This window comes from Streptomyces sp. S.PB5, assembly GCF_030403745.1.
Classification (GTDB): domain Bacteria; phylum Actinomycetota; class Actinomycetes; order Streptomycetales; family Streptomycetaceae; genus Streptomyces.
Map to the genome: position 1 here is coordinate 262,633 of NZ_JAQMWP010000001.1, position 26,828 is coordinate 289,460.

Genomic DNA, 26,828 nt, shown 5'->3' on the forward strand with positions numbered 1-26,828 from the left:
TGGGGGTACTCCTTCGGTGGGCCGGTCCCTCGTGAGGGCCGGTCTGGGGACGGAACCGAGTGAGCGCCCTACGTTAGGACGACCTAATCAATACTTTCAAGTTCAACATTTGGCCACGGGTTTGCTTCCGCTTGGGGTTCCGTTGCCCCTGTAGCCGCACGTAGAGCCGCTCTCGCCACCGCATCCGCGTCCGAAAGTGTGACCGAATCCACACCTGGCCGAGCCCCCGCCGCGGTCACCCAGTGCACCCCCTCCGTCGGCACTCCGAACGCGAACCGCCTTGCGTGCGCCCGGCCCTGACGGTCGATCAGACGGTAAGGCCGCGGTGTTACATCCAGCCCCCCGGTCTCGTAACCGCCGACCGAGTGCGGCCGGCACTGCCCGGTCCTCAGCAGCCGGGCGAGCAGCCCGTCCGCGGTGTGCCTCAGATCCGGTTCCGGAAGCCGCGCCTCGATGAGCGTCGTCACACGTACGCCGGACCCGGGCACGTCGGGAGAGCGCGCCACCCAGGCCCCGTCCGCCGCCTCGACCTCGAGACGCGGCCCGAGCACCTCCAGCACGCCCGCCTCCACCAGCGCCACCAGCTCCTCGATGCGCCGCCGGGGCGGGCCGATGGACACAAAGGCGTTGAGCGGGGTGTACCAGCCGTCCAGGTGATCCCGGCGCGAGTCCCCGGCGATGCCTCCGTGGTCGACGATCAGCCGCAGCTCGTTGCGCAGATCACGCAGCACGTCGAGGGCCGCCTTGAGCGGGCCCGCCACATTGCCGAGGGCGGCCTGCGCGGCGTCCTCGCGCAGATGCGTGAGCAGCCAGTCGCGCCACTGCCCCGGGTGCGCGAAGCCACGTCCCGCGTACGGGCGGGAGATCCGGTCCCAGCTCCAGCGATCGGCGTGCGGGACCCCGAACTCGTCCAGGAGAAGCGCCTCTTGAGGGGCGCCGGGCGGGACGGCGAGGAAGCGGTCCCTGAAGTCCCGCCGCCCCAGCAGGACTTCGTAGTACACCGCCTCCACCTCCTTCGCGACCAGCGGCCATATCTCCGCGCGGAAGTCCGGCGCCTCACCCGAGTCCGCGCGCTTGCGGAACCCGGCGACGACCTCCGGGGTGAGGACCAGCGGGAGGTGACGGCCGTACGGGCCCTTCGCGTTGTCGCCGCGCGCCTGGTACGGGACGCCGCGCCGGGAGCCGGCGTACAGCCGGGGTTCGCGGCCCGAGCGGACGTACCGCAGCCCGCGCCGATCGTGTACGAAACGGCCGCCGCGGCCGGTCGTCAACAGGGCTGTGTGGTCGAAGAAGTTGAGGCCGAGGCCGCGCAACAGCACCGGTTCGCCCGGGGAGACGGGGGAGAGGTCCACGTCGGCCGGGTTGGCGGGCGGGATGTGGAGCAGGCCGTGGGCGGCGGCGTACCCGGCGGCCTCCCGCTGTGCCCGGTCCGGGACGGTCGGCAGATGGCCCTGGGCGAGGACGACGGCGGACAGGCCGGTCAGTTCGTGCCCGTCGTCGAGGGTGAGGACCTGGCGCCCGTCGGGGGCGTCGTCGAGCCGTACCGCACGGGAGCTGTGCGTCCGTATGCGCACCTCGGGCGGCGCCTCGCGGACCGTACGCGCGAACACCCACTCCAGATAACGGCCGTAGTGGGCGCGGGTCGGGTACTCGTCCGGGTCCAGTTCGCCGCCGGACCACTCGTGCAGGCTGGGGCCGGGGCGGACGGGACCGGAGCAGTCGACGCTCTCGTCGGTGAACAGGGTCACCTGGCAGGCCACGGTGTTCATCAGCAGCTCCGCCGGCTGCGCGGTGCGCCAGACGCGGCCGGCGCCGGGCGGTGCCGGGTCGACCACATGGACGGTGAGCCGGGAGCCCGGCGGGAGCAGCTCCGGGGCGGAGGCGCAGAGGCGTTCCAGGACGCTGGTGCCGCGAGGCCCGGCGCCGACCAGGGCGACGGAGACCGGCGGACACGCCGTGGTCGGTGCGGACAAGAGGAGAACTCCCGTGCGTGTGGGGGCGCTGGGCAGCGGTCCGTCCGCCGGGGAAGCGGAAGGTCCGCCTCATCATGCCTTCGGGGGTCACGGAAGCCAACGGCGGTCCCGGCCACCTCGTAGGTCACACGCGGGGAGCCGGACACCTCTCGCGTCCCGCCCGCAGGGTTCGGCTACTTCTCGCTCAGCACCGACTCCGTCACCACCGCGAGCCGCGCCCTGCCGCCCCGTACCGCCCGTGCCTGCTCCAGCCGAAGCCGGGCCGAACGCCCCTGTACGGCAAGGGTCATGAGCTGGTTGCCGAACCAGGGCCCGCCCGTGCGCCGCCAGTCGACCGACGGGCGCGGACAGCCGCCGTGCCCCGCGAACCTGCGTCCGAGGGCGCGGGCGGCGGCGCTCCAGCCGAAGCGGAAGCCGAGACGGATGGAGAGCGGGATGGAGTTGTGGACGGGGGAACAGGTCAACTGGAGCACCCGGGCGTCGGGCCCGCCACCCGCCGGCCAGCTCGGCTCGGCGACGTACGCGTGATGGACGTCCCCCGACAGCACGCACACCGTCGCCGGAGCGTCGGGCCCCGAACCGGCCTCCGCGATCAGAGCCGTCAGCGCCTCGAAGGACGCCGGGAACGCCGCCCAGTGCTCCAGGTCCGCCCGCCGCCGCAGATCCTCCCCGAACCGCGCCCAGCGCGCCCCGCGTTCACCCCGGCACAGGGCCGCGTTCCAGGCCTCGGCGTCATGCACGAGGTGCGGCAGCAGCCAGGGCAGGGAGGTCCCGATGAGGAGATGGTCGTACGACCCCGGTGCGTCCAGGGCCTGTTCGCGCAGCCACTGCGCCTCGCCCGGGTCGAGCATCGACCGGCTCTCCTCGTCGAGCACGCGCGCCGCCCGGGTGTCGACCATCAGCAGCCGTACCCGCCCGAAGTCCCGCCGGTAACTCCAGCGCACGGAGGCCGGATCGGCGTCGGCCTTGCAGGCGAAGGCGCGCAACTCGTCGGTGCCGTCGGGGTATTGGCGCACGGCGGCGTAGAGCGGGTCGGTGGCGAGCTCGGCGGGGGAGAGGTTGCCGAGGTGCTGGTGGACCCAGTACGACATCAGCCCGCTCAGCAGCCGCTCGCGCCACCACGGGGTGGCCCGCATGTCCTCCAGCCAGGCGGCGGAGGTGTTCCAGTCGTCTATGACGTCGTGGTCGTCGAAGATCATGCAACTGGGCACGGTGGACAGCAGCCAGCGGATCTCGGGGTCGAGCCAGGACTCGTAGTAGAGGCGGGTGTACTCCTCGTAGTCCGCGACCTCGTTGCCCGGCGGATCGCTGAGGTCGCGGCGGGCGGCGAGCCAGCGCCGGGTGGCCGGGGAGGTCTCGTCGGCGTAGACCTGATCGCCCAACAGGACGAGGACGTCCGGGCGTTCACGGTCCGGGTCGCCCGCGATCCGGGCCGCGAGGGTGTCGAGGGCGTCCGGGCCGACGGGGTCGTTCTCACCGTCGGGCGGCGCGGCCCAGCGGCAGGAGCCGAAGGTGAGGCGGACGGTGCCGCCCTCTTCCGGCGTGCGGATGACGGACTCCGGGAACGGCGAGCCGGGCAGCGGCCACACCCGGACGCCGTCCAGGAACACCTCGTACGAACGCTCGGTGCCCGGGGCGAGGCCGTCGACGGGGATCAACGCGTAGTAGTGGCCCGCGATCTGGAAGGTACGGGCTTCACCGCCCGCCCCGTCCGCGCAGCGCACCTCGGCGGTGCACGGACGGCTCGCCTCGACCCATACGGTCGCGGACGAGCCGTCGGCGTACCTGAGCAGCGGTCCCAACCGAAGTTCGGCCACATGTCCTCCTCCGTCGCCCCGTACGGTACGGAACGACGGAGGCCGGCGGGGAGGTTCCGTCACCGAATCGTCAGCAGGCGGACAGATAGCTGGTGAGCGCGCTCTTCTCGGCGGAGTCGACCGAGAGGTCGTAGTAGTACTTCACCTGGACCCAGGCGCGGACGTAGGTGCAGCGGTACGCGGTCCGCGAGGGCATCCAGGTGGCCGGGTCCTGGTCGCCCTTCGCCTGGTTGACGTTGTCCGTGACGGCGATGAGCTGCGGGCGGGTCAGGTCGTTGGCGAAGTTCTGGCGCTGGGTGGAGGTCCAGCTGTCGGCACCGGAGTCCCAGGCCTCGGCCAGCGGGACCAGGTGGTCGATGTCGAGGTCGGAGGCGAGGGTCCAGGTGGCGCCGTCGTAGGGGGAGTACCAGCTGCCGCTGGTGGAGGCGCAGGCGGAGTCGGTGACGACGTTCGTACCGTCCCGCTTCAGGACCGTCTCACGGGTGTTGCAGGTGCCGGAGATCGTGATCCAGTGGTTGAACAGGTCGCGGTTGTACCCGGTGCGGTCCTCGGTCGCCACGGTGAGGGAGGCGAGGTAGGTGCGGGCGGTGGCGGCGCTGACCGGAGTGGGGAGGGCGGCGGAGGCGGTCGGACCGTTGAAAAGTCCGACCGAGGCTATGAGGCCGGTGAGGGCCGCGAGTATGCTGAGCCGTCGACGCGCGTAGAACTTCGCCATGCGAACTCCCTGTGAGGGTGGGGGTGTTGAAGCGCGAGCGCTGGAACTCTCGCGGCTTCGCGTTGCCGGGAGGTGTGCGTTGGGTAAGAAGTTAATGACGCGTACATGACACGACAAGGTTTACGTCGAAACGATCTCGTATGATTGACGGAGTTGAAGGGGAGTAGCTCTTCGCCGGACCGTCGACATACTGCTCAGCTCGTCTGAGCCGGCGCCCGGAGGCAGGTCCTGTGTGACCGGCCAGCGAGACCTTCGGCCAGTAGTGCACTGACTGTGTGCTGCCGTGCCGAGGTGTCGTTTCGCAGCAAGACTCTCGGTGGGGCGGCCCCTACCGATTGAGGAACCTTGATCAGCTTCACCGTGACGGCCGTCGTCTTCGGCGTCGTCTTCCTCGCAGAGCTGCCGGACAAGACCGCTCTGGCGGGACTGGTGCTGGGCACCCGCTACCGCGCCTCGTACGTCTTCGCCGGCGTCGCCGCCGCCTTCGCGCTCCATGTCGCGCTCGCCGTCGCGGCGGGCAGCGTGCTGACACTGCTGCCGCAGCAGATCGTCAGCGCCCTGACGGGTGTGCTGTTCCTCGGTGGCGCGGCCGTGCTGCTGATGACGAAGGGCGGGGCCGATGGGGACGCGGAGGTCCGGCGTCCGGAGAACCAGTCCTTCTGGAAGGTCTCGGGCGCGGGCTTCATGCTGATCCTTGTCGCCGAGTTCGGTGACCTGACGCAGATCATGACGGCGAACCTGGCCGCGCGGTACGACGATCCGCTCTCCGTCGGTCTGGGGGCGGTGCTGGCGCTGTGGGCGGTGGCCGGGCTGGGGATCGTCGGCGGCAAGGCGCTGATGAAGCGGGTGCCGTTGCGGTTGATCACGAAGGTGGCGGCGCTGCTGATGCTGGGGCTCGGGCTGTGGAGCCTGTGGGAAGCGGTCACCGGGTGAGCTGAACGGTGAGTGAACGATTTCGGGGGGTGCTGGCGTAACCGGGGCCAGATTTTGTACCGTAGAGAAACAAAGTGGCTTCCCGCCCTCTTTCCCTGACCGGTGGGCGGGAGCCACCTTGTCCCTCCGGGTGATCCCCGGACCCCTGGTTCCCCGCGCCCTGGAGCTGCCGATGACGGCCACCGCCGTACCCACCGTGCTGACCGCCCGCGCCCTCCTCCTGGACATGGACGGCACCCTCGTGAACTCCGACGCCGTCGTCGAACGCTGCTGGCGGCGGTGGGCCTCACGGCACGGACTGGACGGCGACGAGGTCATGAAGGTCGTCCATGGCCGCCAGGGCCACGCGTCGATGGCGCTGCTGCTGCCGGACCGCCCGATGGCCCAGAACCACGAGGACAACGCGCGCATGCTCGCCGAGGAGACGGCGGACATGGAAGGCGTCGTCGAGATACCGGGCGCGGCCGCCTTCCTCGCCTCGCTGCGGGACGTACCGCACGCCCTGGTCACCTCGGCGGACGTTCCCCTGTCCACGGCACGGATGGCCGCGGCCGGTCTGCCCCTCCCCGCCCTGCGCGTCACCGCCGAGTCCGTGGGCGAGAGCAAGCCCCACCCCGAGGGCTTCCTCAAGGGCGCCGCGGAACTGGGCGTGGCACCGGAGGACTGCATCGTCTTCGAGGACTCCGGAGCCGGCATAGCGGCAGGACGGGCCGCAGGGATGCGGATCGTGGGCGTCGGCCCCCGAGCCGACTCCTACGAACCGGACGTCGTCGTACGCGACCTGACCCAGGTACGGGTGGAGAGCACGGCGGACGGAACGGTTCGCGTGTACATCGGCTGAAACTCGCTCGGCCCTTCGGTCAACCGGAGGGAGCACGGAGCCGCACCGGCGCAACGGCGAGCAGGGGACATCCCCCGGCGCGGCCCCGACCCCCGATGGCGAGCAGTGCGCAACGTGAACCCCCACCCCACCCGCGCAGGCCGCCGCAGGCACCCCGCCCCACCGCCGGAGGCTCACGGCTCCTGCGTCTCCGCCTCAAGCCGCTCCCGAGTCACCAGGTCGTACACCCCGTACTCCTCCACGGGAATCCCCCGAGCCCACTGATAGCGGGTCACAGCGTCCTCGACCGCCTCGTTGTAGTGGCCGCCCGCCTTGCGGGTGTACAGCCCCAGCTGAGTGAGGCGGAGCTCCAGTTCCACCACCTCCTCGCCCGAGGAGCCCCGGCTGAGCACCGGAGGCGTTGACTCGCGGGAACCGGCGGAGCCGTCTGCCGTGGCCGAGGCGGCGGAAGTGGCCGGGGCCGTCGACGGGGCGGTCGACCGGGACGCGCTCGGCGAAGCCTTCGAGACGGACGGGGACGGAGTCGGGGACACCGGCGGGACGGTGCTGGGCGGAGCGGCCGGAGCCGTGGGGGTCGGCCGCTGCGACGTCGCGCTCGGCGACGGCGACACGGACGCCGCGCTCGGCGTCGTGTCCGGGACGCTCGCCCGCGCCTTCTCCGGCAGGGCGCTGTCCCGGGTCGGGGTGTCGTACGAGAAGAACCCACTGGCCAGGCCGGCCGCAGCGATCACCGCGGCGAGGCCGCCCGCGGCGCCCACGAGGAGCATGCGGCGGGGCCGGCGGCGCGGTGAGTCGGCGTGGGCGTCGAGCGGTTTGTCCCCGTCCGGCGGCTTTGCCCCGTCGAAGAGGCTCAGGTCCGTCGTGCTGGGAGCGGAGGCCGACGGAGCCAGAGGGGTGGGCAGCTCAGCAGGAACCGCCCGCAACGGCATCGTCTCCTCGGCGGCGCGAGGCCCCGACGGCGCCGCCTCCGCCCCCGCACCCGGTGCCGAGCCCGGCGCCGCGCTCTCGCCCTCCAGCTCCACATAGGGACGTATCCGCAGCGGGTCGAAGTCCTCCGCCGCGGCCGCCTCCGCCGTGCGGGCGTCGCGCAGGGCGTCGGACGCCCGTTGCGTGCAGCCGCAGGACGGGGTGTTGTCAGCGCCTCTGGGTGCCCCGCACTCCGGGCACAGATGGCCGCTCGAATCCGCCATGTGTTCGTCCCTCCCCTCGCGAACTCCAGAGATTATGCAGACCCTCTTCACACTCCTGTGTCGCTAGCCCCCGGAATGTCGGATTCCAACAGGACTCGACAGGCCATAAGCGGGCACACCCACCACGATGGGGGTGGGATGTCCAACGAGACCGGTCTGGAGGTCTTCATGACGCAGGACCAGGCAGGGGATCAGGCACGGGACCAGACTCGGGACCAGACTCGGGCCCGGAAGCGGGACGACCATGTCCCCGGCAACGTCCTCGTCTCCATCGGCGCCCTGCTCCTCGGGATGCTGCTCGCCGCCCTGGACCAGACCATCGTCTCCACCGCTCTGCCGACCATCGTCAGCGATCTCGGCGGCCTGGAGCATCTGTCCTGGGTGGTCACCGCGTATCTGCTCGCCTCGACCGCCGCGACCCCGCTGTGGGGCAAGCTCGGCGACCAGTACGGCCGGAAGAAGCTGTTCCAGACCGCGATCGTGATCTTTCTGATCGGGTCGGCGCTGTGCGGCATGGCGCAGAACATGCCGCAGCTGATCGCGTTCCGGGCGCTGCAGGGGCTCGGCGGCGGTGGGCTGATGGTGCTGTCGATGGCGATCGTCGGGGACATCGTCTCGCCGCGGGAACGCGGCCGGTACCAGGGGCTGTTCGGCGCGGTCTTCGGAGCGACGAGTGTCCTCGGGCCGCTCCTCGGCGGGCTGTTCACCGAACATCTCAGCTGGCGGTGGGTCTTCTACATCAACCTCCCCGTCGGCGTCGTCGCCCTCGCCGTCATCGCCACCGCGCTCCGCATCCCGCGCAGGTCGACGCGGCACGTCATCGACTACCTCGGCACGTTCCTCATCGCCTCCGTCGCGACCTGCCTGGTACTGGTGGCATCCCTCGGGGGCACCACGTGGGGCTGGAATTCGCCGCAGATCATCGGGCTGGCCGTGCTCGGTGTCGTCCTCGCGTTCGCGTTCGTGGCGGTGGAGCGAAGGGCCGCGGAACCCGTCCTTCCGCTGAAGCTCTTCCGTATCCGCACGTTCACGCTCTCCGCGGTCATCAGTTTCATCGTCGGCTTCGCGATGTTCGGCGCGATGACGTATCTGCCGACGTTCCTGCAGGTCGTACAGGGGGTCAGCCCGACCATGTCCGGGGTGCACATGCTGCCGATGGTGGCCGGGATGCTGCTGTCGTCGACCGCGTCCGGGCAGATCGTCAGCCGTACCGGGCGCTGGAAGGTGTTCCCGGTCGCGGGGACCGGTGTCACCGCTCTCGGTCTGGTGCTCCTGCACCGGCTCGACGAGAACAGTTCCACCGCCGAGATGAGCACGTACTTCTTCGTCTTCGGTCTCGGACTCGGTCTGGTCATGCAGGTGCTCGTCCTCATCGTGCAGAACTCGGTGTCGTACGAGGACCTCGGCGTCGCCACCTCCGGTGCGACCTTCTTCCGCTCGATCGGGGCGTCCTTCGGCGTCGCGATCTTCGGCACGATCTTCGCGAACCGCCTCGGCGACAAGCTCACCGCCGCGTTCCGGGGCGCCGAACTCCCGCCGGGCGCCTCGGTGGACGGCCTGGAGTCCGACCCGCGCGGCATCACGGACCTGCCGGGGGCGCTGCAGCCGCCCGCGGTGCACGCGTACGCCTCGTCGATCACGGATGTCTTCCTGTACGCCGCCCCGGTCGCCCTGGTCGGCTTCGTGCTGGCCTGGTTCCTGAAGGAGGACCGGCTGCGGGCGTCCGTCACGGCGCCGGATCTCACCGAGACGCTGGCCAGCAACCCGGTGCAGCGGTCGTCGTACGACGAGGTGTGCCGGGCGCTGTCGGTGCTGGGGACGCGGGAGGGGCGGCGGGAGATCTACCGGGAGATCACGGAGCGGGCCGGGTACGACCTGCTGCCGGCGGCGAGCTGGCTGCTTCTGCGCATCAGGAAGTACGGGTGGGTCGAGCCGGCCGTCCTCGCCGAACGCACCGCCGTTCCGCTGCAGGCCATCCTCGCCGCCGCCCGCCAGGTCGAGGAGCGGCGCCTTGCCCGCCGTGACGGACTCGACCTCGTCCTGACCGACACCGGCCGCGAGGCCGCCGTGCGGCTTGCCCAGGCCCGCGAGGAGTCGCTGGCTGAGCTGCTGGGGGACTGGTGGGGGCCGGATCGGTCGACGGATCTGACACAGCTGGTGAAGGACCTCAACAACGAGCTGTGCGGCTCGGACCGGGAACAGCCGCAGAACGGGGTGGGGGCGCGGCTGGGGTGAGGCCGCGCGCCTTGTCGGATCGGTAGTCGCTGACCTTTCGTTTCGCCACAATGGGTGGGCAGACGGAGCCGGTTGGGCCGGGACGAGAGCAGTGAGGGGGACGGCGATGGGGGAGCCTGGTGCCGAGGACGGGATGGACCTGGCGGACGCGATCGCACTGCTGCGGGAGCAACTTTCCGAGGCGCAGAGGCGGATCGAGGCCGACGGGGACAGCGGAGTGGTGTTCACCCTGGGGGAGATCACCCTGCAACTGGGTATGGAACTGACCCACACCCGTGGCATGGACGGCGGCCTGCGGTTCTCCGCACTGAGTTTCGGCGGTCGACGGGAGAAGTCGGAGCGGGCCACCCACACCCTGACCGTCCAACTGAACGCTCAGGGCACCGACGGTAAACCGCTCAACGTCAACGACCGGGAGTGATACGCCCGCACGGCGGGGCACGCACCACTTGCAGCAACGGGGGAGGAACCGATGGAGTTCGACCGTCGGGTGCAGGTCCGGCTCCATGAGCCGGGGTACGAGACGCCCAGACTGGGTTCCGGCTATCTGGTGGCACCACACCTCGTGCTGACCGCCGGCCATGTGCTGGGCGACGAAGCGGGTCCGGCGCCGGGCACGGTGACCGTGAGCCGCCCCGATGCCGAGGGCCGGGAACATCCGGCGGAGGTGCGCTGGCACCGGTGCGACAGCGGGACCGGGATCGATGCCGCGCTGCTGGAGGTGACCGGGCGGGCCGGCTGGGTGGTGCCGGACTCGCTGCGGGAGGTCGAGGGACGGCCTCCGCAGCGCTGGGGCGAGTTGGTCGGCACCCGCAAGGTGCCCGTCGCCCTGATCGGCTTCCCCCGTATGCAGAAGGACCCCGAGGACGGGCGCCGCCACGAAGAGCAGCTCATCGGCCACATACAGCCCGGCACGGGTTCCTTCGCCCAGCGCTACGAGGTGTTCGGCAGCGATCCCACCGTGCCCCTCCACGCACCGGGCGGCAGTCGGTGGTCCGGCATGTCCGGCGCCGCGGTGCTCAGCGGCGAGCTCCTGTGCGGCGTCCTCGGCCAGGACCGCCGGGCCGAACACGGCAGCCGTCTGACCGCCACCCCGTTACGCGCCCTGCTCGCCGACGAGACCTTCTGCCGTCAACTCGCCCTGCACACCGGCTGGGAACCCCTCCTCGAACCCGCCGAAGCGGCGCCCCTGCTCATCCCCGCGGCCCGTGACCTCGACCTGCGGTCCGTGGCCACACTGCTGCGTGCCGATGTCGAGGCCGTCACCTTCCACGGCCGCCACGACGAACGCGAGCAACTGCTCCGCTGGTGCCGCGGCGACGAGACATTCGCCGTACAGGTGCTCACCGGACCGGCCGGTCAGGGCAAGACCCGGCTCGCCCGCCATCTGACGACCACCCTCCGCGAGAAGGGCTGGATCACCGGACACCTGCGCACCAACCTCAACGACACCGTGGCCGAACCCGACTTCACCGGTCTGGACACCGCTCGCGACCTGCTCCTGGTCGTCGACTACGCCGAGACACGGCCACGCCTGGTCCGCCACGTGATCGAGCATCTGCGAGGCACCCGGCACCGCGTCCGGCTGCTGCTGGTGGCGCGCACCGGCGGCGCCTGGAAGACCGACCGCCTCGACGCCGGCGCCGCCGCCCACGACCTCCTCGCGGCCGCCCCGCTCATGCCGATCGGCCCCCTGCAGCCCCGCGATCTGCCACTCAGCGACCGCACCGAGGCGTTTTCCCGGGCGGCCACGGACCTCGCCCGCCTGATGGGCCGGGTCCCGCACCTCCCCGATGCCGACTGGGCCGCCATCGCCACCGCGCTCCAGCTTCCCGACGACCTGGCCGACCCCCGCTACGACTCCGCCCTCACGCTGCAGATGAGCGCGCTCAACTCCCTTCTGCAGCACGGCCCCGCCCCGGTCGGCACGAACCCCGGGGAGCCGGCCGAAGCGGTGCTGCTGCGCCATGAAGAGGCCTACTGGGACAAGACCGCCGACAGCCCCGGATTCCGCCTGGGGCTGAGTACGAGGACGCTGCGCCGCGCCGTCGCCACCGCCGTCCTGTGCGGCGCCGCCACGGAGGAGCAGGCCACCGACACCCTGACCAGGCTCCCCGGGCTGCCCGCGGACAAGATCCCCGACACTGCGGAATGGCTGCGTGCCCTGTACCCGCCCGAGCCCGACCGCTACTGGGGCTCCCTGCAGCCGGACCGTATCGCGGAGTACCACGCCTCCCAGTCCGTCGCCCAGGCCGGCCTTCCGCTGCCCGCCCTCCTCACCGATGCGGCTCCCGAGCAGCAGGCACAGATCATCACTGTGCTGGCCCGTGCCACGACCGCGCACTACAACGCGAACCGCAGAGCGCAGAGCGACCTGATCCTGCGCCGCCTCGACGAGGCGCTCGAACGCACCAGCCTGCACACCGAGGCGCTGGACAACGCGAGTACGGCGCTGCCGCACCCGTCGCATCTCCTCACACCGCTGTCGCTACGGCTCTCCGGTGACCTCGTGAACGCTTATCGCCGACTTGCCGCCGAGAACCCGCCCGCGTACGAGAGCGACCTGGCCCGTGCGCTGACCTGGCACGGCGTCGATCTGACGGATATGGGCCGGGCTGAGGAGGCGCTGGCGGCGGATCAGGAGGCCGTGGCGATCTACCGCCGGCTGGCCGCGGGGAACCCGTCCGCCCACGACGCACGTCTGGCCCGTGGGCTGGCCAATCTCGGCGTCGATCTGGCCGAGATGGGGCAGGTGCATCAGGCCACGGCCGTGACCGAGGAGTCCGTGGAGACGTACCGGAGACTGGTCGCCGACAGCCCTGGCGTGCATGAGGACGACCTGGCCCAGGTGCTGATCGGCCTCGGCAGTCGGATGGCGGAGGAGGGGCGGGTGGACGAGGCCGTCCTGACCGCTGAGGAGGCCGTGGAGATCCTCCGCGGGCTTGCTGCCGAGCGGCCTGTCACCCACCAGCGCACCCTTGCCTATGCGCTGGCCGACCTCGGCAACCGACTGGGGAGGGCGGGGCGCGAGGACGAGGCCTTGGTCGCTGCTCAGGAAGCCGTGGACATCTACCGTCGGCTCAACGTCGTCAACGCGGCCGCGCACGAGGCCAGTCTGGCCTTCGCGCTCAGCAGTCTCGGCGTCCGGCTGGGGAACGCCGGGCGGACGAGTGAGTCCCTGGCCGCGGCCGAACAGGCCGTGGAGATCTACCGTCGGCTCAGCGCCGCCAAGCCTGGCGTGCATGAGGCAAGTCTGGCCTACGGGCTGAGCGCTCTCGGCGTCCGGCTGGGGAGTACCGGACGGGCCACCGAGGCCTTGGCCGCAACAGAGGAAGCGGTAAGGATCTACGGTCGGCTCGACGCCCCCAACACCGCCGCGCTCGCTGCGGACCGGGCCAACGCGCTGGCCAATTTCGGTATCGGGTTGGGGAATGCCGGGCGGACGGACGAGGCCTTGGCCGCGACCGAAGAGGCCGTGGAGATCTACCGTCGGCTGGCCGCCGACAACTCCGCCTTGTACGAGGCGAACCTGCGCGCGGTGCTGAGCCGCCTCAGTGACCGGCTGGTCGCCGCCGGGCGTGCGGAGGAGGCCCTGGCCGTCGCTCAGGAGGCCGTGGACATCTGCCGCCGACTGTCAGCCGCCAACCTGGCCGTGTACGACAGCGATCTGGCCCCCGCGCTCACCAGCCTCGGTATCCGGCTGGCGGAGGCCGGGCGTGCGGAGGAAGCCCTGGCGGTCGATCAGGAGGCCGTGGCCGTCCTCCGGCGGGTCGCCGCCGTCAACCCGGTCTCGTATGACAGCGACCTCTCTCACGCGCTGCTGAACCTCAGCATGGATCTGGCACAGATGAGCCGGGGGCACGAGGCTCTGGCGGTCGCGCAGGAGGCTCTGGACATCTTCCGTCGACTGATCGAGCTCAACCCGGCTGCGTATGAGGCCGGCCTGGCCCGCGCGCTGAACATCGCCGGTAACCGCTTGGCTGATGCGGGGCGCGCGGATGAGTCCTTGGCCGTCACCGAGCAGGGGGTGGAGATCTACCGTCGGCTGGCCGCTGACGAGCCCGGAGAGTACAGGATCAGCTTCGCCCGCATCCTGGCGAGGATCGGCCGCCGGCTGACCGCCGCGGGACAGGAGGACCGGGCTCTGGACACCTATCAGGAGGCGGTGGGCGTCTACCGTCTGCTGACCGCGGACGACCCTGCCTCGTACGAGGCCGAGCTGGCAAGCGTGTTGACCGGTTTCGGGGTGCGTCTGACGAAGGCGGGGCGTGCGGAGGAGGCACTGGCGGCCGACGAGGAGGCGGTCGAGATCTACCGGCGCCTGGCCGTCGGCGCTCCCGAGAGGTACGAGGCAGACCTGGCCCGTGCACTGACCAACCTCTGCATCGACCTCCAGGAAACAGGCCGGTCGGAGGAGGCTCTGCCGGCCGGTCAGGAGGCTCTGGGCATGTTCCGGAGGCTGGCCGACGAGGACCCGGGTGCTCATATGGCCGATCTGGCTTCTGGACTGGCCCATTTCGCTGAACAACTGGTCAGCGCGGGGCGCATGGAGGAAGCCCTGGCAGTCGACGAGGAGGCCGTGGCGGCCTACCGCCGTCTGACCGCGGACAACCCTGGCAGGTATGAGGTCGAGCTGGCCCGTGTGCTGACCAATTTTGGTGTGGATCTGACCGAGGCCGACCGTCAGGGCGAGGCTGTGGCCGTCGGTCAGGAGGCCGTGGAGATCTACCGACGCCTCGCCGCGCGCAGTCCCCGCACTCATGGAGCGGACTTGGCCGGCGCACTGACGAGCTTGTCGACGCGGCTGTCGGACAGAGGGCGCGCACGGGAGGCCGTGGCTGCGGCTGAGGAGGCCGTGAGCGTCTACCGACGGCTGGCTGCCGATGATCCGGACAGCCATGAGTCCGACCTCGCCCATGCGCTGGCCCAGCTCGGTGACCAGCTGTCGACGGCGGGGAGTGCGGACCTTGCTCTGTCCGTGGCCGAGGAGGCCGTGGAGATCTTCCGTCGGCTGGCCGCTGACGAAACCGTGGGGTCCGAGCTGGATCTGACGCGGGCACTGACCGGCTTTGGGATCGCGCTGACGGAGGCCGGGCGGCAAGACGAGGCCCTGGCGATCGGTCGGGAAGCCGTCGAGGTGTGCCGCCGGCTGGTCGCCCGGGATCCTGTCGCGTACGAGGTCGAGCTGGCCCGTTCACTGTCCAACCTCGGCATCGATCTGAAATGGACGGGGAGCGGGGACGAGGCTTTGGCCGTCACCGAGGAGGCCGTGGACATCCTCCGTCGGCGGGCTGTGGAGAACCGAGCGATGTACGAGCCCGACCTGGCCGTTTCGCTGACCAGACTGGTGGCACGGTTGTCGGCCGTGGGGCGGGCGGACGAGTCCTTGAACACGGGCCAGGAGTGCGTGGAGGTCTACCGTCGGCTGGCTGAGGAGAACCCCGCCCTCTACGGGGCAGGGCTGGCCGGCGCACTCGCCGACCTCGGCACCGACCTGGCAGAGGCGAGGCGCACGCAGGAGGCTTTGGCCGCCTTCGGGGAGGGTGTGACGATTCATCGTCGGCTCAGTGAGGCGGACCTCGCGGCGCATGGAGAAGGGCTGGCCAACGCTCTGGCCCGCTTTGGCCGCAGGCTCACGGAGGCGGGGCGTGCCGACGACGCCTTGGCCGTCACAGAAGAGGCCGTGGGGATCTATCGTCGGCTCAACGCTGCCGATCCCGCCGCGTACGAGGATGAACTGGGCAGTGTGCTGACCAGCCTCGGCAACTGCCTGACGGACGTGGGGCGCGAGCAGGAGGCTCTGCCGGCCGATGAGGAGGCCGTGGCCGTCTACCGCCGGCTGGCCGCCGGCAACCCCGCCGAACACGCCCCCGCCCTGGCCCGTGCGTTGGGCAACCTCGGTCTCGATCTGGTGCTTGCCGGGCGGGCATATGAGGCCCTGGCGGTCGATCAGGAGGTCGCGGCGATCTACCGCCGACTGGCCGCCGACGACCCCGCCGAGCACGAAGCCGTCCTGGTCCGCGCACTGACCAGGCTCCGTAACCAGCTCACGGATGCCGGGCGGATGAACGAGGCGTTGGTGGTCGGCCGGGAAACGGTGAGCGTCCTGCGCAGACTCGCCGCGACTGCCCCGGCCGAGCACGAGCCCGACCTGGCCCGTGTCCTCGCCGATCACCAGGCGAATCTGGTCCAGGCAGGGCGATCGGACGAAGCCCTGGTCACAGCCGAGGAGGCGGTGGCAGTCCACCGTCGGCTGGTCGCCGCCGACTCGTCCGGGCGGGAGGCCGACCTGGCCCATGCGCTGATCAGTTTCGGTGTCCGGCTCACGGAGGCGGGGCGGGCGAGCGAGGCGCTGTCAGCCGACGAGGAGGCCGTGGCCCTCTTCCGCAGGCTCGCCACGGAGGACTCCGACACGCACGAAGTCCACTTGGCTCGCGCGCTGACCTATCTCGCCGTCGATCTGTGGGATGTCGGTCGCGCGGACGAGGCCGTGGCGGCCGATGAGCAGGCGGTGGAGATCTGCCGTCGGCTGGCCGTCATCGACCCGGCCGCGTATGAGACGAGGCTGGCCGGTGTGCTGACCACCCTTGGCAACCGGCTCACAGAGGTGGGACGGGATGACGAGGCCTCGGCCGTCAACGAACAGGCCCAGGAGATCCGCCGCCGACTGGCCGCCGACACGGCGCAGCCGTGACGGGGGGCGGCCCTACAGCCCCTTGCTGAACCAGTGCTCCGCATACCGCTCCTCGTTGTGCGGCTCCGTCTCCGTGTAGCCGAGGCGGGCGTACAGGGCGCGTGCCTCGGTGAGGTCGTGGCGGGTGTCGAGGACCAGGCGTACAGCGCCCAGCGCGCGGGCCGTGTCCTCGGCCGCCCGGACCAGCACCGCGCCGCCGCCCTTGCCGCGCAGTTCCTCACGGACGAACACCCGCTTCAGCTCGGCGGTGTCCGTGTCCAGCAGACGTACGCCCGCGGTGCCGGCGGGCTCGTCCCCATACCTGGCCACCAGCAACTCTCCCTTCGGTGAGGTGAGTTCGGACCAGTCCGCGCCGGTCACCTCGCGCTCCAGTTCCGTCGCCTCGGTCCTCCTGCCCGCGTGCAGGAGGTAGTAGCGATCGCTGACCTCCGTGTAGTACGCCCGCCAGAGGGCGGCGGCCACGGGGGAGTCGTAGGGCTCGGGGGCCACGGTCCAGTGCGTCATGCGGGCATTCTCCGTGGAAGGGCGGGGTATCGCCCCACGGGATCTCGCCGGAGACGAACATGGTGGGGCACATCACCGCCGCGCCGTCCGCCAGGCCCGGCCCAGTCCCTCGCGCCAGGCGCACAGCCCGAACGGCCACCGGTGAGCCGTTCGCCGCCGATGCCCGACGGCCTCGCTCATGACAGCCTCCTCGGTTGCTCCGCAGTTCAGCTCTCACTCCTGTGCCGATCCGCACCGCGCCCGACCGACACCTCGGCCCGGCGGATTTCCGGAGCGGTTTGAGGAAGACGTCCGGGGCTACCCGGTACTCATGTCAACAGGCCTGATCATCGCTCTGATCGTGATCGTTGTGGCCGTCATCGCCGTGGCGGCCTTTCTTGCCCGGCGGGCCCGGGGGCCGCAGCGCGGCCGGAGTCTGAAGCGGCGCTTCGGGCCCGAGTACGACCGGGCCGTCGCCCGGCACGACGGGGACCCGCAGGCTGCCGAGCGGGAGCTCGCCGAGCGCGTCGAGCGGCACGGGTCGCTGCGCGAGCGGTCGCTGGAGCCCGCGCAGCGCCAGGAGTACGAGGCCCGCTGGACGGCCGCCCAGGAGCGGTTCGTGGACTCGCCGCGGGAGGCCGTGGCCGAGGCCGACCGGCTGCTCGCCGAGATCGCCGGGGCCAAGGGGTTCCCGGACGGACGGCAGTACGAGGAGCAGGTCGCCGCGCTCTCCGTGCACCACGCGGACCATGTCCAGGGCTATCGGCGCGTCCACCACGCCGCCCATCTGCGCGGCGGCGAGGAACCGGACGGCGGCCGGGCCGGCACCGAGGAGATGCGCGAGGCCCTGGTCGAGGCCCGGGCCCTGTTCGAGGACCTGGTGGGGCACAACGGCCGGCACGCCGAATCGGCGCGGCAGGCCGAGCGCTCCGAGAAGGCACCCACACACGAGAAGTCCGACGGCGGCAGCCGGGCCGCCCGAAGCGACGGGCGCGGCCATCTGCCGTGGACGTTCAACCGGCGTCACGCGAAGGGGAGTTGAGTGACATGACGGACGCGACGACCGGCCAGGGCGCCGAGGGCGCCGGTGGCGCGCGGCGCGAGAACAAGGAGACGGGTCCGGCGGGGCGTGCGTATGCGGCCGGCGGTCAGTCCGGTACCCCGCAGAGCGACCGGTCCACGGGACCCCGCGGTGAGGAGCACGCTCCTCTCGTGGCCGGGCACGAAGGCGACGGCGCCTCCTCCGCCGGGCAGGGCGAGAGGGCCGACAAGGACAAGGACAAGGGTGACGGGTCCCGGTCCCCCCTCGTCGCCGGGCCCGCCGGGCACGAGGCGGCGGCCCAGGGCGAGGGGGCCCGTCGTGAGGGCCCGCACCGGGGGCGGCTGCTCCCGCACGACGAGTGCGACAAGCTCTCCCTGCGGCTCCAGCACGCCGTCGCCGGGTTCGTCGACGGGCCCCGGAACGCCGTCGAGGAGGCCGACCATGTGATGGAGGAGGTCGCCGCCCGGGTGACCGACGCGCTGACCCAGCGCCGCCGCACCCTGCGCCACTCCTGGCAGCAGGACGGCGAGGACAAGCACGCGAACGCCGGTGACACCGAGCAGCTCCGGCTCGCCCTGCGGGACTACCGCGAGCTGGCGGACCGGCTACTGCACCTCTGACCCGCCCGCCGCGGACCGGCGCTCACGCCACAGCCGTACGACGTCCTCGACGTCGTACGGCTTCATGCCGAGCGGGGGGCCGGGCGGCGGCCGGAACATCATGTCGCGGATCTTGGTGTTGACGTCCGTGATCAGTTTGCGGACGGTGTGCTCCGAGGGGGCCGTCAGCGCCGCGGCGAGGGTGTCCTCGGCCTCCTTGCGCAGGGCGAGGGAGGGCGGCAGCGCGGCGAGGCCCTCGCGGGCCATCTTGCGCCTGATCCACCAGAGTTCGTCGTAGGGGGTTTCGAGGTCGGCGGGCAGTGGCTCGCCCGTGCCGGTCAGCCGGTCGAAGTCGCCGCGGCCCTGCGCGTCTCGGATCTGCTTGTCCACCCAGGACTCGAACGGGATGCCGGGTGGCTTTCGCTCGGTCATGAGTCCATTGTGCCGGACGTGGAATGGCCGGCCGATTTATCATGCGGCCGCTGTGCAAGCACACTTGCACGGGGACATTTCAGCAACTGCACAAGGGAGCGCACGTGCTCGAACTCACCATGGCCGCCGTATCCGCGGCGGAGGAGGGTGCCACGGCCGGCATGCAGATGGCCGACGCGCCCAGTGACCCGGGCGCCGTGCTGCGAGTGGGCCGCGACAAGTCCGTGTGCCGGCTCTCGACGCCCGACGACTGGCTGTTCGTCTCCCGGGTGCACCTGGAGTTCCTGTGCGGACCGGAGGGCGCCTGGCAGGTGACCTGGCTGCCCGGCTCGCAGGCCGAGCCCTCCTCCGAGGTGCACCTCGTGGTCGGCCAGTACGCCCAGCCCCTCGTCTACGGCGGCACGGTCCCGCTGCCCAGGGGCGGCAACGGCGAGATCGTCATCCGCGACCGCACCGCCCCGCGCAGCGTCAACGTCGGCTTCTACCACGAGGGTTGACCGGCGCGGGCGAGCCGAGGGTTACGGCAGCACCCGCGCCAGCGCGAAGCCGTCGTAGCCCTTGCCGCCCACCGTCTGGATCGCCGTGCCGCTCAACCTCGGGTGGGAGCCGATCAGTTCGATCGCGGCCCGGGTTCCCCGGACGCCCGGGTCGGTGCTGTCCGCGTGGGCGACCCGGCCGCCGCGTACGACGTTGTCGACGATGATCAGGCTGCCCGGGCGGGTCAGTCGCAGTGCCCACTCCACGTAGTGCGGGTTGTTGGCCTTGTCGGCGTCGATGAAGACCAGGTCGAAGGGCGGCGGGTGTTCGTCCGCCAGCCGGGACAGCGACTCCAGGGCCGGGCCCACGCGGATCTCCACCAGCTTGTCGAGGCCGGCCCGCGCGATGTTGCGGCCGGCCACCTCGGCGTGGACCGGGCTGTACTCCAGGGAGACCAGCCGGCCGTCGGCGGGCAGGGCGCGGGCCAGCCAGATGGTGCTGTAGCCGCCCAGGGTGCCGATCTCCAGGACGGTCCGGGCGCCCTGGATCAGAGCCAGCATATGGAGCAGCTTGCCCTGCGGGGCGGTGACGGCGATGTTCGGGAGGGCGGCCGCCTCGCTGTCGCGCACGGCCGCCGCCAGGGCTTCGTCGGCGGGGGCGAGGTGGGCGGTGAAGTAGGCGTCCACGGCGTCCCAGATCTGCGGTTCGCTCATCCGACCTGTGCCTTTCGTGTTCAGGGTTGGTCCATCGACGGTGGGTGGAGCGGCTTCGGGGGGATCGCCGGGCGTCTTGGACGTCGTACGGCGAAGAAGGTCATGGCGGTGAGGAGGGCCAGGGTGCCGGCCACCGTGAGCATCCATGCCGGGATTCCGACCACCTTACGCAGCCGGTCCTCGTAGACGGCCGGCCTGGGGGGCGAGCAACGCCATTCAGAAGACCTCAGATTCCAGAAGACTTCAGACGGTAATACGCCGGGAGCGCACGGTTCCGTTCCTGCCGCTGTCGCAAGTGATCCACGTCGCGTTCCGACGAGGCAGGGCAATGGCGGGCGGACTATCGTCGTTCGGACAGAAGCAGGACTGACGTCAGGTGAACCGGGGGTTGCCTGCGTCTCTCCCCGGGGGGCGGTGCGAGCCTCATAAGGTTCGCAAAACAGCCCTCACGCGGATGCGTGGGACGAACGGGGCGGGAGGCCTTCGAGTCGTGGCGGATGCGGAACGCGGCGGGCAGACGGTGGAGGCGTTCGGGGCGACGGCCGCGGACACGGCCAGAGCGCGGATGCGCGTGGTCAGACTCGGGCTGTGGCTGGTCGCCGCGATACTCGGCGTCCGGCAGGTGGCCGTCATCCTGAGCACCCCGGAGGGGGAGCGGCTGACGGATCTGGAGACCTGGGTCGGTCCCGAGGGTGTCCTGCATGTGAAGGGCTCGCTGTACGACTCCTCGCTCTTCACGGGTACGCCGTTCGGTGGGCTTGTGCTGAAGCCGTTGACACGTGCCGCCGAGCAGGCGCTCGGCTGGGGCTGGACCTTCGGCACGCTGCTGCTGGTCGCTGCCCTCGGCCTGGTCGCCGCGCGTGCTCTGCCGCAGCCGGTGAGCAGGCTTGCATCGCTGCTGGCCGCGCCGGTCGCGATCAGTCTGCTGATGCTGTCGCTGCCGGTCCGCAACACGCTGTGGCTCGGGCAGACGAGCATCATGCCGGTCCTGCTGGTGCTCCTTGGCTGTTTCGTCGTCCGCGGGGAGCGGGCGGGGGGCGTGCTGATCGGCGTCGCGGCCGCTCTGCAGCCGACCGTGCTGCTGTTCGCGCCGCTGCTGTGGTTCACCGGGCGGCACCGGGGTGCGCTGTCGACGGGCGTGACGTTCGTGGCGTGCACGGCGCTGGCCTGGCTGGCGATGCCGCACGACTCGTACACGTACTGGGTGCACCACGTGGCGGGCACCGGGCTGGGCGGGCAGTCGGACGACCTCGGCAATCAGTCGCTGCACGGGGCGCTGCTGCGGGCCGGGTTCGCCGGGCCGACGGAGATCGGGCTGTTCCTGGTGCTGGGTACGGCGGTCGCGGTGCTGGCACTGCGGCGGGCCGTGCGGTACGCCCACGACGGTCAGCTGCTGCTCGCGGTGGCCGTCACGGGCTGTGCGGCGATCCTGATCTCGCCGACGACCTGGCAGCACCAGTTGCTGTGGGTGCTGCTCGCGGTGGTCGGGCGGGTCGGGAAGCGGGCGTCGGACCGGTATGTGTGGCCGGTCGCGGTGGTGCTGGTGATGACACTGCCGGCGAAGATGATCTTTCCGAACATGTCGGTGCTGTACCCGTTGCGCGACAACGTCGTGCTGCTGGCGGCGCTCGCGGCGGCGACGGTGGTCCCGTTCCTGTCGCGCACGTCCGCCTACTACCAGACCCCGGTTCCGACGGAGTTCGCCGCACCTGTCCCGGCCCGCGTCAAGCGCGTGCCGCTGCTGCCCTTCCTCAAACGGGTGCTGACCCGTCCGAACCTGCTGCTCGAACTGCTGCTGATCCGGGTGACGTACGCGGCGTACCAGAAGGTGCGGCTGGCGGCGACGGGCGGCAGCAACTCCGGAGGGCGGGTGCGGGCGGAGCGGCACGGCGGGCAGGTCCTGGACCTGGAGCGCCTGCTCCACATCGACATCGAGCACTGGGCGAACCACGCGATCGTCAAGGTCGACTGGGCCCGGAACTTCTTCGACTTCTACTACACGTCCTTCCACTTCGTGGTGCCGCTGTCGGTGCTCGGGGTCCTGTACTGGCGCCGGCCGGTCGACTACCGCTGGGCCCGTGCGTCACTGGGCTTCACCACGCTCCTCGCCCTCGTCGGCTTCTGGCTCTACCCGCTGGCTCCGCCCCGCCTGATGCCGTCGCTGGGCATCATCGACACGGTCCACGGCGTCCAGGACTTCTCCCAACCGGACTACGGCACCCTGACAGCCCTGACGAACCAGTACGCGGCGATGCCCTCACTGCACTTCGGCTGGTCCCTGTGGTGCGGCCTGGTGATCGCGATCATCGCGCCCCGATGGTGGATGAAGGCACTGGGCCTGCTGCACCCCCTGTTCACGGTGACGGCGATCGTGGTGACGGGGAACCACTGGCTGCTGGACGCGGTCGGCGGCGCGGTGGTCGTGGGCGCGGGCTTCGGACTGGCCTATCTGTTCCAGGGGCCGCGGGCGCGAGGGGCGGGGGCGGCGCGCGGAGTGGAGGAGGAGAAGGACGTCGGTGCCGTCGGTGCCGTCGGTGCCGTCGGTGCTTCCGGTGCCGCCGGCGAGAGAGCCACTTGAGCGGGTTCGGGAGAGCGGCGAAGTGGTCAGGGGCCCGCGTGTACCTGGCAGGCCCACAGGCTGGGGGTTGTCGGGTAGCGCGTGCGGAGGGTGCGGACCGTGGTGTGGAGGGCGTGGGCGGTGCGGGTCACGTCCAGGGTGCCGGTGGCTGTGCGCAGGCCGGTGTAGACGGACGGGACGGCTTCGGCCGCGATCGTGTCGTCGACGTGCCACAGGGATCCGACGACGTGTGGGAAGCCCGCCATCTGGAAGGCGCTGACGATGTGGACGGCCTCGTCGGCGAGTTCCGGGCTGGTGCGCAGGGTGTCGCAGGCGGAGAGATAGGCGAGCTGGACCGCGGGCAGCCGGTGGCGGGACAGGTCCCGGACGGTGAGCGGGTGTTCGGCGTGGTCGTGGAGGACCGGGCCGCCTGCGGAGGGACGTTCGGGATCGCCCAGGGCGTGGCAGGCGAAGTGGGCGTACGCGTGGCGCGGGAGCGCGGAGAGCACCGCGGCGCGGGTCGCGTGTGCGTCGGCGAGCAGGGTCGAGCCGGGGAGCAGCCCGGTCAGGTACTCGGCCTCGCGGCGCGTGCCCGGCAGCGGTTCGTGTCCGGGGGCCTGCGGGACGGAGACGATCAGGGCGCCCGGGCTCGTGGGGTGCTGTGACGGGCGGGTGAGGCGCTCTCTGGCGTGGTGCAGGGCCCGTAGCGTCGGTGTGTAGGACGAGACCACGCGGTCCAGTGCGCCGGGGGTGCCGTCGGCGGGGGCCGCGGCGTGGAAGGGGAGGGTGCGCAGGACACCCGCGGGCGACCACCACAGGCGGGGCCAGGGGCCCTCGGGCGCGGACGGTATGCGCAGATGACCGAGGACCGGCCCGGTGACCGTGCGCCACAGCCAGTCGAGCGTCTCCCGGACCACCTGCTGGGCCTCCAGCGACTGCTTGTGGGAGATCCCGGGCGACCTCAGACGGTCCACCGCCTCGTCCAGCGCCCGCTCACGCGTGGCCGCCCGCCGCGGATCGAGATCGGGCAGCGGTACGGCGTCCACGGCGCGCTCGGTGACGATCAGCGCGTCGCTGCCGTACGGGGACACGTTGACCAGGACCACCGGACCCACGGCGGCCGCCGCACGCAACTCCCCCTCGTCCCAGTCCCGCACCGGCCGCAGCAACCCCGACTCGGGATGCTCGGCACGGATCCGGGCGGTGAGCTCCCGCCACTCGGCGGCCAAGCGCTGCCGCTCGTCGGCGCGGGGGATGGCGGGGGCGGTGGCGGGAATGGTGGCAAGGGTGGTCGGTATGCCGGTGGCGGGGTACGGCACTTCGGCGTGGGCGGGGGGCGGGGGGTACGGCACTCCGGCGTGGGCCTCGGTCAGGCCGGTCGGTGCATCGGGGCCGGTGTCGGTCGGGTCGGTCGGTGCGTCGGTGTGGGCGGTGGGCGGGTCGGTCAGCAGCTCGATGTGGGCGTTGGTCGGGCCGGTCGGCAGCTCGGTGTGGGGCGTGGGTGTGCCGGTGGCCGTGGTGGTCGGGGGCAGTGGTGGTGTTGGTTGTTCCGGTAGGAACTCCTGGGTGACGGTTGCCGTGTCCAGGGAGTCCCGGAGGTGTTCGAAGCGGTCGGCCAGGGCGGGGGCCGTGTCGCGGAGGCGGGTCAGGTCGCTGTCGGCGTCGAAGGCGTGGGAGAGGATCACGCCCCGTGCCTGTTCGAGGAGGCCGACCGCGAGGCCGGGGCGGCCGCAGCGCACCGCGCAGGCAGCGGCGGCGGCGCCGAGGCCGACGCTGCGGCCCAGCAGGAACTCCTGGTCGTCGCGGGCGAGATGGCGGGGCGCGACCGCGTGCAGCAGGTCCACCGCCACGACGTAGCCCTCCAGGGCGCCCGCCCAGTCACCGAGTTCCGCCCGGGTGTCGCCCCAGTCCCGCGCCGCGTCCAGGCGCAGGACGGGCGCGCACTGCTGCTCCAGGGCCGCCTCCTGGAACCGCTCGGCCGCCTCGACGAGATCGGCCCGGCGGCGACGGCGGCGGGACCCCGGACCGCGCAGGACGTTGCCGAGGTTCGAAAGCCGCTGCGTACGCGTGGGATGGCCGGGCGGGGTGGCCTCGACCGCCCGGCGGTACAGCGCGACCGCCTCCTTCCGCGCCGACGACGACACCAGGGTCCGCAGGCTCAGCAGCCGCGCGCCCCCGGCCACGGTGAGGGCACCCGGCAGGTCGGGGGAGTTCGGCGGCAGTGCCGCGACCACCGCGTCGGCCAGTTCACGTGCCTCGCGGGCCTGGTCGATCCGCATGGTCCTGGAGATGCGGAGCAGCAGGGCGACGGCGAGGTTGTGCCGGCGCCGGGGCAGCCGCGGATCGCTCTCGGGGGTGAGGGCGAGCGCCTCCCGCAGGAGCCGTACCGCCTCGTCGAGCAGGGCGACGGGGTCGGGGGCGCGTTCGACGCCCGGCATGAGGCTGAGCCCGGTCGAGCTGAGCAGCGCCGCCCGGTGCGCGGGGCCCATGCCGGGCAGCCCGGTGGCCCGGCGCCGGCACTCCTGGGCCTCCCGCAGGTCGTCGCCGTCCTCGGTGAGCTGGTTCCGCAGAGTCAGTGCGGTGCCGAGGTTGAGCAGCCGGATCCCGAGCGAACCGTGCCCCTCCACGGTGAGCGCCACCGACTCCCGGTGGACCAGCACGGACTCGTTCAACTCCTCCGGATTTCCCGAGCGTTGATAGCAGGCCGTCAGGACCAGACCGAGGTCGTCGAGGGCCGCGGGGCGGTCCGGGTGGGTCGGTGGCATGAGCTTCTCGGCGTGCCGGAGGCGGCGCAACGCCTCGTCCAGGTCCGCGCTGTTGGCCTTCGGGTCGCGCAGATAGCGGTTGTACAGGGCCACCGCGGGGCCGATGAGCGGCAGTTGGGGCCGGTCCGAGGGATCGGCGAGGTCGAGCGCTTCGTCCAGGTCGTCCTGGGAGCCGGTCGCGACGGAGCGGGCGCGCCTGGCGTTGCTCAGCGCGTTGCGCAGGGCGGCGGTCTCCCCCTCCTGCCGCGCCGCCGCCAGCGCCTCGGTGAACACGGTGATCGCCTCGTCCAGATCGGCGACCCGCCCGGTGTGGTGGGCCCTCAGGACCAGTGCCATGCCGAGGTTGTGGCCCGCCCCCGCGGGTCCCTTCACCTGGTCGGTGAGGGCCCGGCGGCACACGTCCACCACCTCGTCGCACTCCTCGGGCGTCGCCCCCGCCGCCTGCCGCAGCAGCACCAGCGCCTCACCCAGGGCGCCGAAGGCGGACGGCAGATGCGGGTGCCCGGACGGCAGTTGGGCCAGTACGTCCCGGGCGATGCCCACCGCCTCGTGCAGGTCCTCCGGGTCGTGCGTCTCCAGGTAGCGGGCCAGAAGGCGGCGGCCCAGGCCGTCGAGGACGAGGACCCGCTCGGGGGAGCCGGGCGGGATCCGTCTGAGGGCGCCGCGCACGAACCGGACCGGATCCGCGTCCGCCAGATCCTCGAACGGCCAGGCCGCCCCCGCGAGGTTCACGAACTCGGCCACGCCGCGCAGCCGGCCCGCGAGCCAGGGGTCGTACTCCGGCGTCGTGAGCAGGACGAGTCTGCCGAGCCCGAGCGCGGTGGCGAGCCCGGTGTCGCGCGAGGGGATCATGGCGGTGAGCACCGCGGCCACCTCGTGGAGCCATCGGTCGGCCTCGGAGGCGTCCGGCGGTGGCGTGTGCTGCCGCCCCTCCCACGCGATCCCGAACGCGGCGACCTGGGCCATCCACTCGTGGGGGCCGTCCGCGTTCACCGGGTCGGGGTGCACGGCGGGATCGTGGGACGCGTACCCCGCCGCCAACTCCGCTGGCACCAGGCTTGGTTCGGCGACCCACACCGGGAAGAGCAGCGTCCCGGCCATGCATCCGTGCACGGAGCCGCGCGGACCGGGGTCGGCCATCGCCCGGGCGACACAGAGCCAGCCCGCCGCGTGCCGGGCCTCCATGTCGGTCCTGGTGTCACAGGTCCGCAGCAGCCCCCTCAACTCGGCGTCCGCGTCAGGGCCGTACACCACGTCCGCGGCCACGCCCCCGTCCGCCGTCCCGGCCCGGTCGAGGCGTACACGCACCGCCCGGAGAAACCAGTCCCGGTCGTACCTCACGCCTGCGCTCCCCCCGTCCGC

At 71.8% G+C, this 26,828-nt stretch carries 17 protein-coding genes; 9 read left to right on the plus strand and 8 right to left on the minus strand.

Going from position 1 to position 26,828, the window contains the following annotated elements; all coding sequences use genetic code 11:
• Positions 1–83: 83 nt before the first annotated feature.
• The 3 genes from PH203_RS01255 to PH203_RS01265 all read right to left on the minus strand — a co-directional run bounded on the left by PH203_RS01255 (position 84) and on the right by PH203_RS01265 (position 4,505).
• The gene (locus PH203_RS01255) at positions 84–1,973 is read right to left on the minus strand and encodes an FAD/NAD(P)-binding protein (RefSeq protein ID WP_289915059.1); all 1,890 of its coding nucleotides are present in this window, start codon (positions 1,971–1,973) and stop codon (positions 84–86) included.
• Positions 1,974–2,146: 173 nt separating this feature from the next.
• Positions 2,147–3,790 (minus strand): alkaline phosphatase D family protein, encoded by a 1,644-nt coding sequence (locus PH203_RS01260; RefSeq protein ID WP_289915061.1) that lies wholly within the window; start codon positions 3,788–3,790, stop codon positions 2,147–2,149.
• A 70-nt stretch (positions 3,791–3,860) separates the two neighbouring features.
• A complete protein-coding gene (locus tag PH203_RS01265; protein ID WP_289915063.1) occupies positions 3,861–4,505 on the minus strand; it encodes an HNH endonuclease family protein in 645 nt (214 codons plus the stop codon).
• 345 nt (positions 4,506–4,850) lie between these two features.
• Between PH203_RS01265 and PH203_RS01270 the strand changes: the two genes are divergently transcribed.
• Together PH203_RS01270 and PH203_RS01275 are read left to right on the plus strand one after the other, a co-directional pair.
• Positions 4,851–5,438: a TMEM165/GDT1 family protein gene (locus tag PH203_RS01270; RefSeq protein WP_289915067.1), complete on the plus strand. Its 588-nt coding sequence runs from the start codon at positions 4,851–4,853 to the stop codon at positions 5,436–5,438.
• Positions 5,439–5,610: 172 nt separating this feature from the next.
• Positions 5,611–6,279, plus strand: coding sequence for an HAD-IA family hydrolase (locus PH203_RS01275; protein WP_289916593.1), 669 nt, complete (start codon positions 5,611–5,613; stop codon positions 6,277–6,279).
• A gap of 173 nt (positions 6,280–6,452) precedes the next feature.
• Here the strand turns inward: PH203_RS01275 and PH203_RS01280 are convergent, their stop codons facing one another.
• The gene (locus PH203_RS01280) at positions 6,453–7,469 is read right to left on the minus strand and encodes a peptidoglycan-binding domain-containing protein (protein ID WP_289915069.1); all 1,017 of its coding nucleotides are present in this window, start codon (positions 7,467–7,469) and stop codon (positions 6,453–6,455) included.
• Positions 7,470–7,607: 138 nt separating this feature from the next.
• Here PH203_RS01280 and PH203_RS01285 point away from each other — a divergent pair, with 138 nt between their 5' ends.
• From PH203_RS01285 to PH203_RS01295, 3 genes are all read left to right on the plus strand, one after another.
• On the plus strand, positions 7,608–9,704 hold the full coding sequence (locus PH203_RS01285) for an MFS transporter (protein ID WP_289915071.1): 2,097 nt from the start codon (positions 7,608–7,610) through the stop codon (positions 9,702–9,704).
• A 106-nt stretch (positions 9,705–9,810) separates the two neighbouring features.
• The gene (locus tag PH203_RS01290) at positions 9,811–10,125 is read left to right on the plus strand and encodes a trypco2 family protein (RefSeq protein ID WP_289915073.1); all 315 of its coding nucleotides are present in this window, start codon (positions 9,811–9,813) and stop codon (positions 10,123–10,125) included.
• A gap of 51 nt (positions 10,126–10,176) precedes the next feature.
• A complete protein-coding gene (locus PH203_RS01295) occupies positions 10,177–16,398 on the plus strand; it encodes a tetratricopeptide repeat protein (RefSeq protein ID WP_289915074.1) in 6,222 nt (2,073 codons plus the stop codon).
• Between the two features lie 12 nt (positions 16,399–16,410).
• Here the strand turns inward: PH203_RS01295 and PH203_RS01300 are convergent, their stop codons facing one another.
• Positions 16,411–16,902, minus strand: a complete 492-nt coding sequence (locus PH203_RS01300) for a GNAT family N-acetyltransferase (RefSeq protein WP_289915076.1) — start codon at positions 16,900–16,902, stop codon at positions 16,411–16,413.
• A gap of 310 nt (positions 16,903–17,212) precedes the next feature.
• On the opposite strand from PH203_RS01300, the gene PH203_RS01305 reads away from it, so the two are divergent.
• Together PH203_RS01305 and PH203_RS01310 are read left to right on the plus strand one after the other, a co-directional pair.
• Positions 17,213–17,923: a hypothetical protein gene (locus tag PH203_RS01305; protein WP_289915078.1), complete on the plus strand. Its 711-nt coding sequence runs from the start codon at positions 17,213–17,215 to the stop codon at positions 17,921–17,923.
• A gap of 5 nt (positions 17,924–17,928) precedes the next feature.
• Positions 17,929–18,543 (plus strand): hypothetical protein, encoded by a 615-nt coding sequence (locus PH203_RS01310; RefSeq protein ID WP_289915080.1) that lies wholly within the window; start codon positions 17,929–17,931, stop codon positions 18,541–18,543.
• Here PH203_RS01310 and PH203_RS01315 read toward each other — a convergent pair.
• Positions 18,529–18,954, minus strand: coding sequence for a DUF1992 domain-containing protein (locus PH203_RS01315; protein WP_289915083.1), 426 nt, complete (start codon positions 18,952–18,954; stop codon positions 18,529–18,531). The genes PH203_RS01310 and PH203_RS01315 overlap by 15 nt on opposite strands.
• Before the next feature lie 104 nt (positions 18,955–19,058).
• Between PH203_RS01315 and PH203_RS01320 the strand changes: the two genes are divergently transcribed.
• Positions 19,059–19,451, plus strand: coding sequence for a hypothetical protein (locus PH203_RS01320; RefSeq protein WP_289915084.1), 393 nt, complete (start codon positions 19,059–19,061; stop codon positions 19,449–19,451).
• 21 nt (positions 19,452–19,472) lie between these two features.
• Here PH203_RS01320 and PH203_RS01325 read toward each other — a convergent pair whose 3' ends face one another.
• Positions 19,473–20,144 (minus strand): O-methyltransferase, encoded by a 672-nt coding sequence (locus PH203_RS01325; protein ID WP_289915085.1) that lies wholly within the window; start codon positions 20,142–20,144, stop codon positions 19,473–19,475.
• Positions 20,145–20,634: 490 nt separating this feature from the next.
• Here PH203_RS01325 and PH203_RS01330 point away from each other — a divergent pair, with 490 nt between their 5' ends.
• Positions 20,635–22,722 carry a bifunctional glycosyltransferase 87/phosphatase PAP2 family protein gene (locus PH203_RS01330; RefSeq protein ID WP_289915087.1) on the plus strand — a complete coding sequence of 696 codons (2,088 nt, stop codon included), beginning with the start codon at positions 20,635–20,637 and terminating at the stop codon, positions 22,720–22,722.
• Between the two features lie 26 nt (positions 22,723–22,748).
• On the opposite strand, the gene PH203_RS01335 is transcribed toward PH203_RS01330, so the two are convergent.
• Positions 22,749–26,807, minus strand: coding sequence for a CHAT domain-containing protein (locus PH203_RS01335; protein ID WP_289915089.1), 4,059 nt, complete (start codon positions 26,805–26,807; stop codon positions 22,749–22,751).
• Positions 26,808–26,828 lie beyond the last annotated feature (21 nt).

Bases quoted from the DNA above. Each gene is read 5' to 3' on its own strand.
- PH203_RS01265 (WP_289915063.1), bottom strand. From the start codon at position 4,505: ATGGCGAAGTTCTACGCGCGTCGACGGCTCAGCATACTCGCGGCCCTC.
- PH203_RS01275 (WP_289916593.1), top strand. From the start codon at position 5,611: ATGACGGCCACCGCCGTACCCACCGTGCTGACCGCCCGCGCCCTCCTC.
- PH203_RS01280 (WP_289915069.1), bottom strand. From the start codon at position 7,469: ATGGCGGATTCGAGCGGCCATCTGTGCCCGGAGTGCGGGGCACCCAGA.
- PH203_RS01285 (WP_289915071.1), top strand. From the start codon at position 7,608: ATGTCCAACGAGACCGGTCTGGAGGTCTTCATGACGCAGGACCAGGCA.
- PH203_RS01290 (WP_289915073.1), top strand. From the start codon at position 9,811: ATGGGGGAGCCTGGTGCCGAGGACGGGATGGACCTGGCGGACGCGATC.
- PH203_RS01295 (WP_289915074.1), top strand. From the start codon at position 10,177: ATGGAGTTCGACCGTCGGGTGCAGGTCCGGCTCCATGAGCCGGGGTAC.
- PH203_RS01300 (WP_289915076.1), bottom strand. From the start codon at position 16,902: ATGACGCACTGGACCGTGGCCCCCGAGCCCTACGACTCCCCCGTGGCC.
- PH203_RS01305 (WP_289915078.1), top strand. From the start codon at position 17,213: ATGTCAACAGGCCTGATCATCGCTCTGATCGTGATCGTTGTGGCCGTC.
- PH203_RS01310 (WP_289915080.1), top strand. From the start codon at position 17,929: ATGACGGACGCGACGACCGGCCAGGGCGCCGAGGGCGCCGGTGGCGCG.
- PH203_RS01315 (WP_289915083.1), bottom strand. From the start codon at position 18,954: ATGACCGAGCGAAAGCCACCCGGCATCCCGTTCGAGTCCTGGGTGGAC.
- PH203_RS01325 (WP_289915085.1), bottom strand. From the start codon at position 20,144: ATGAGCGAACCGCAGATCTGGGACGCCGTGGACGCCTACTTCACCGCC.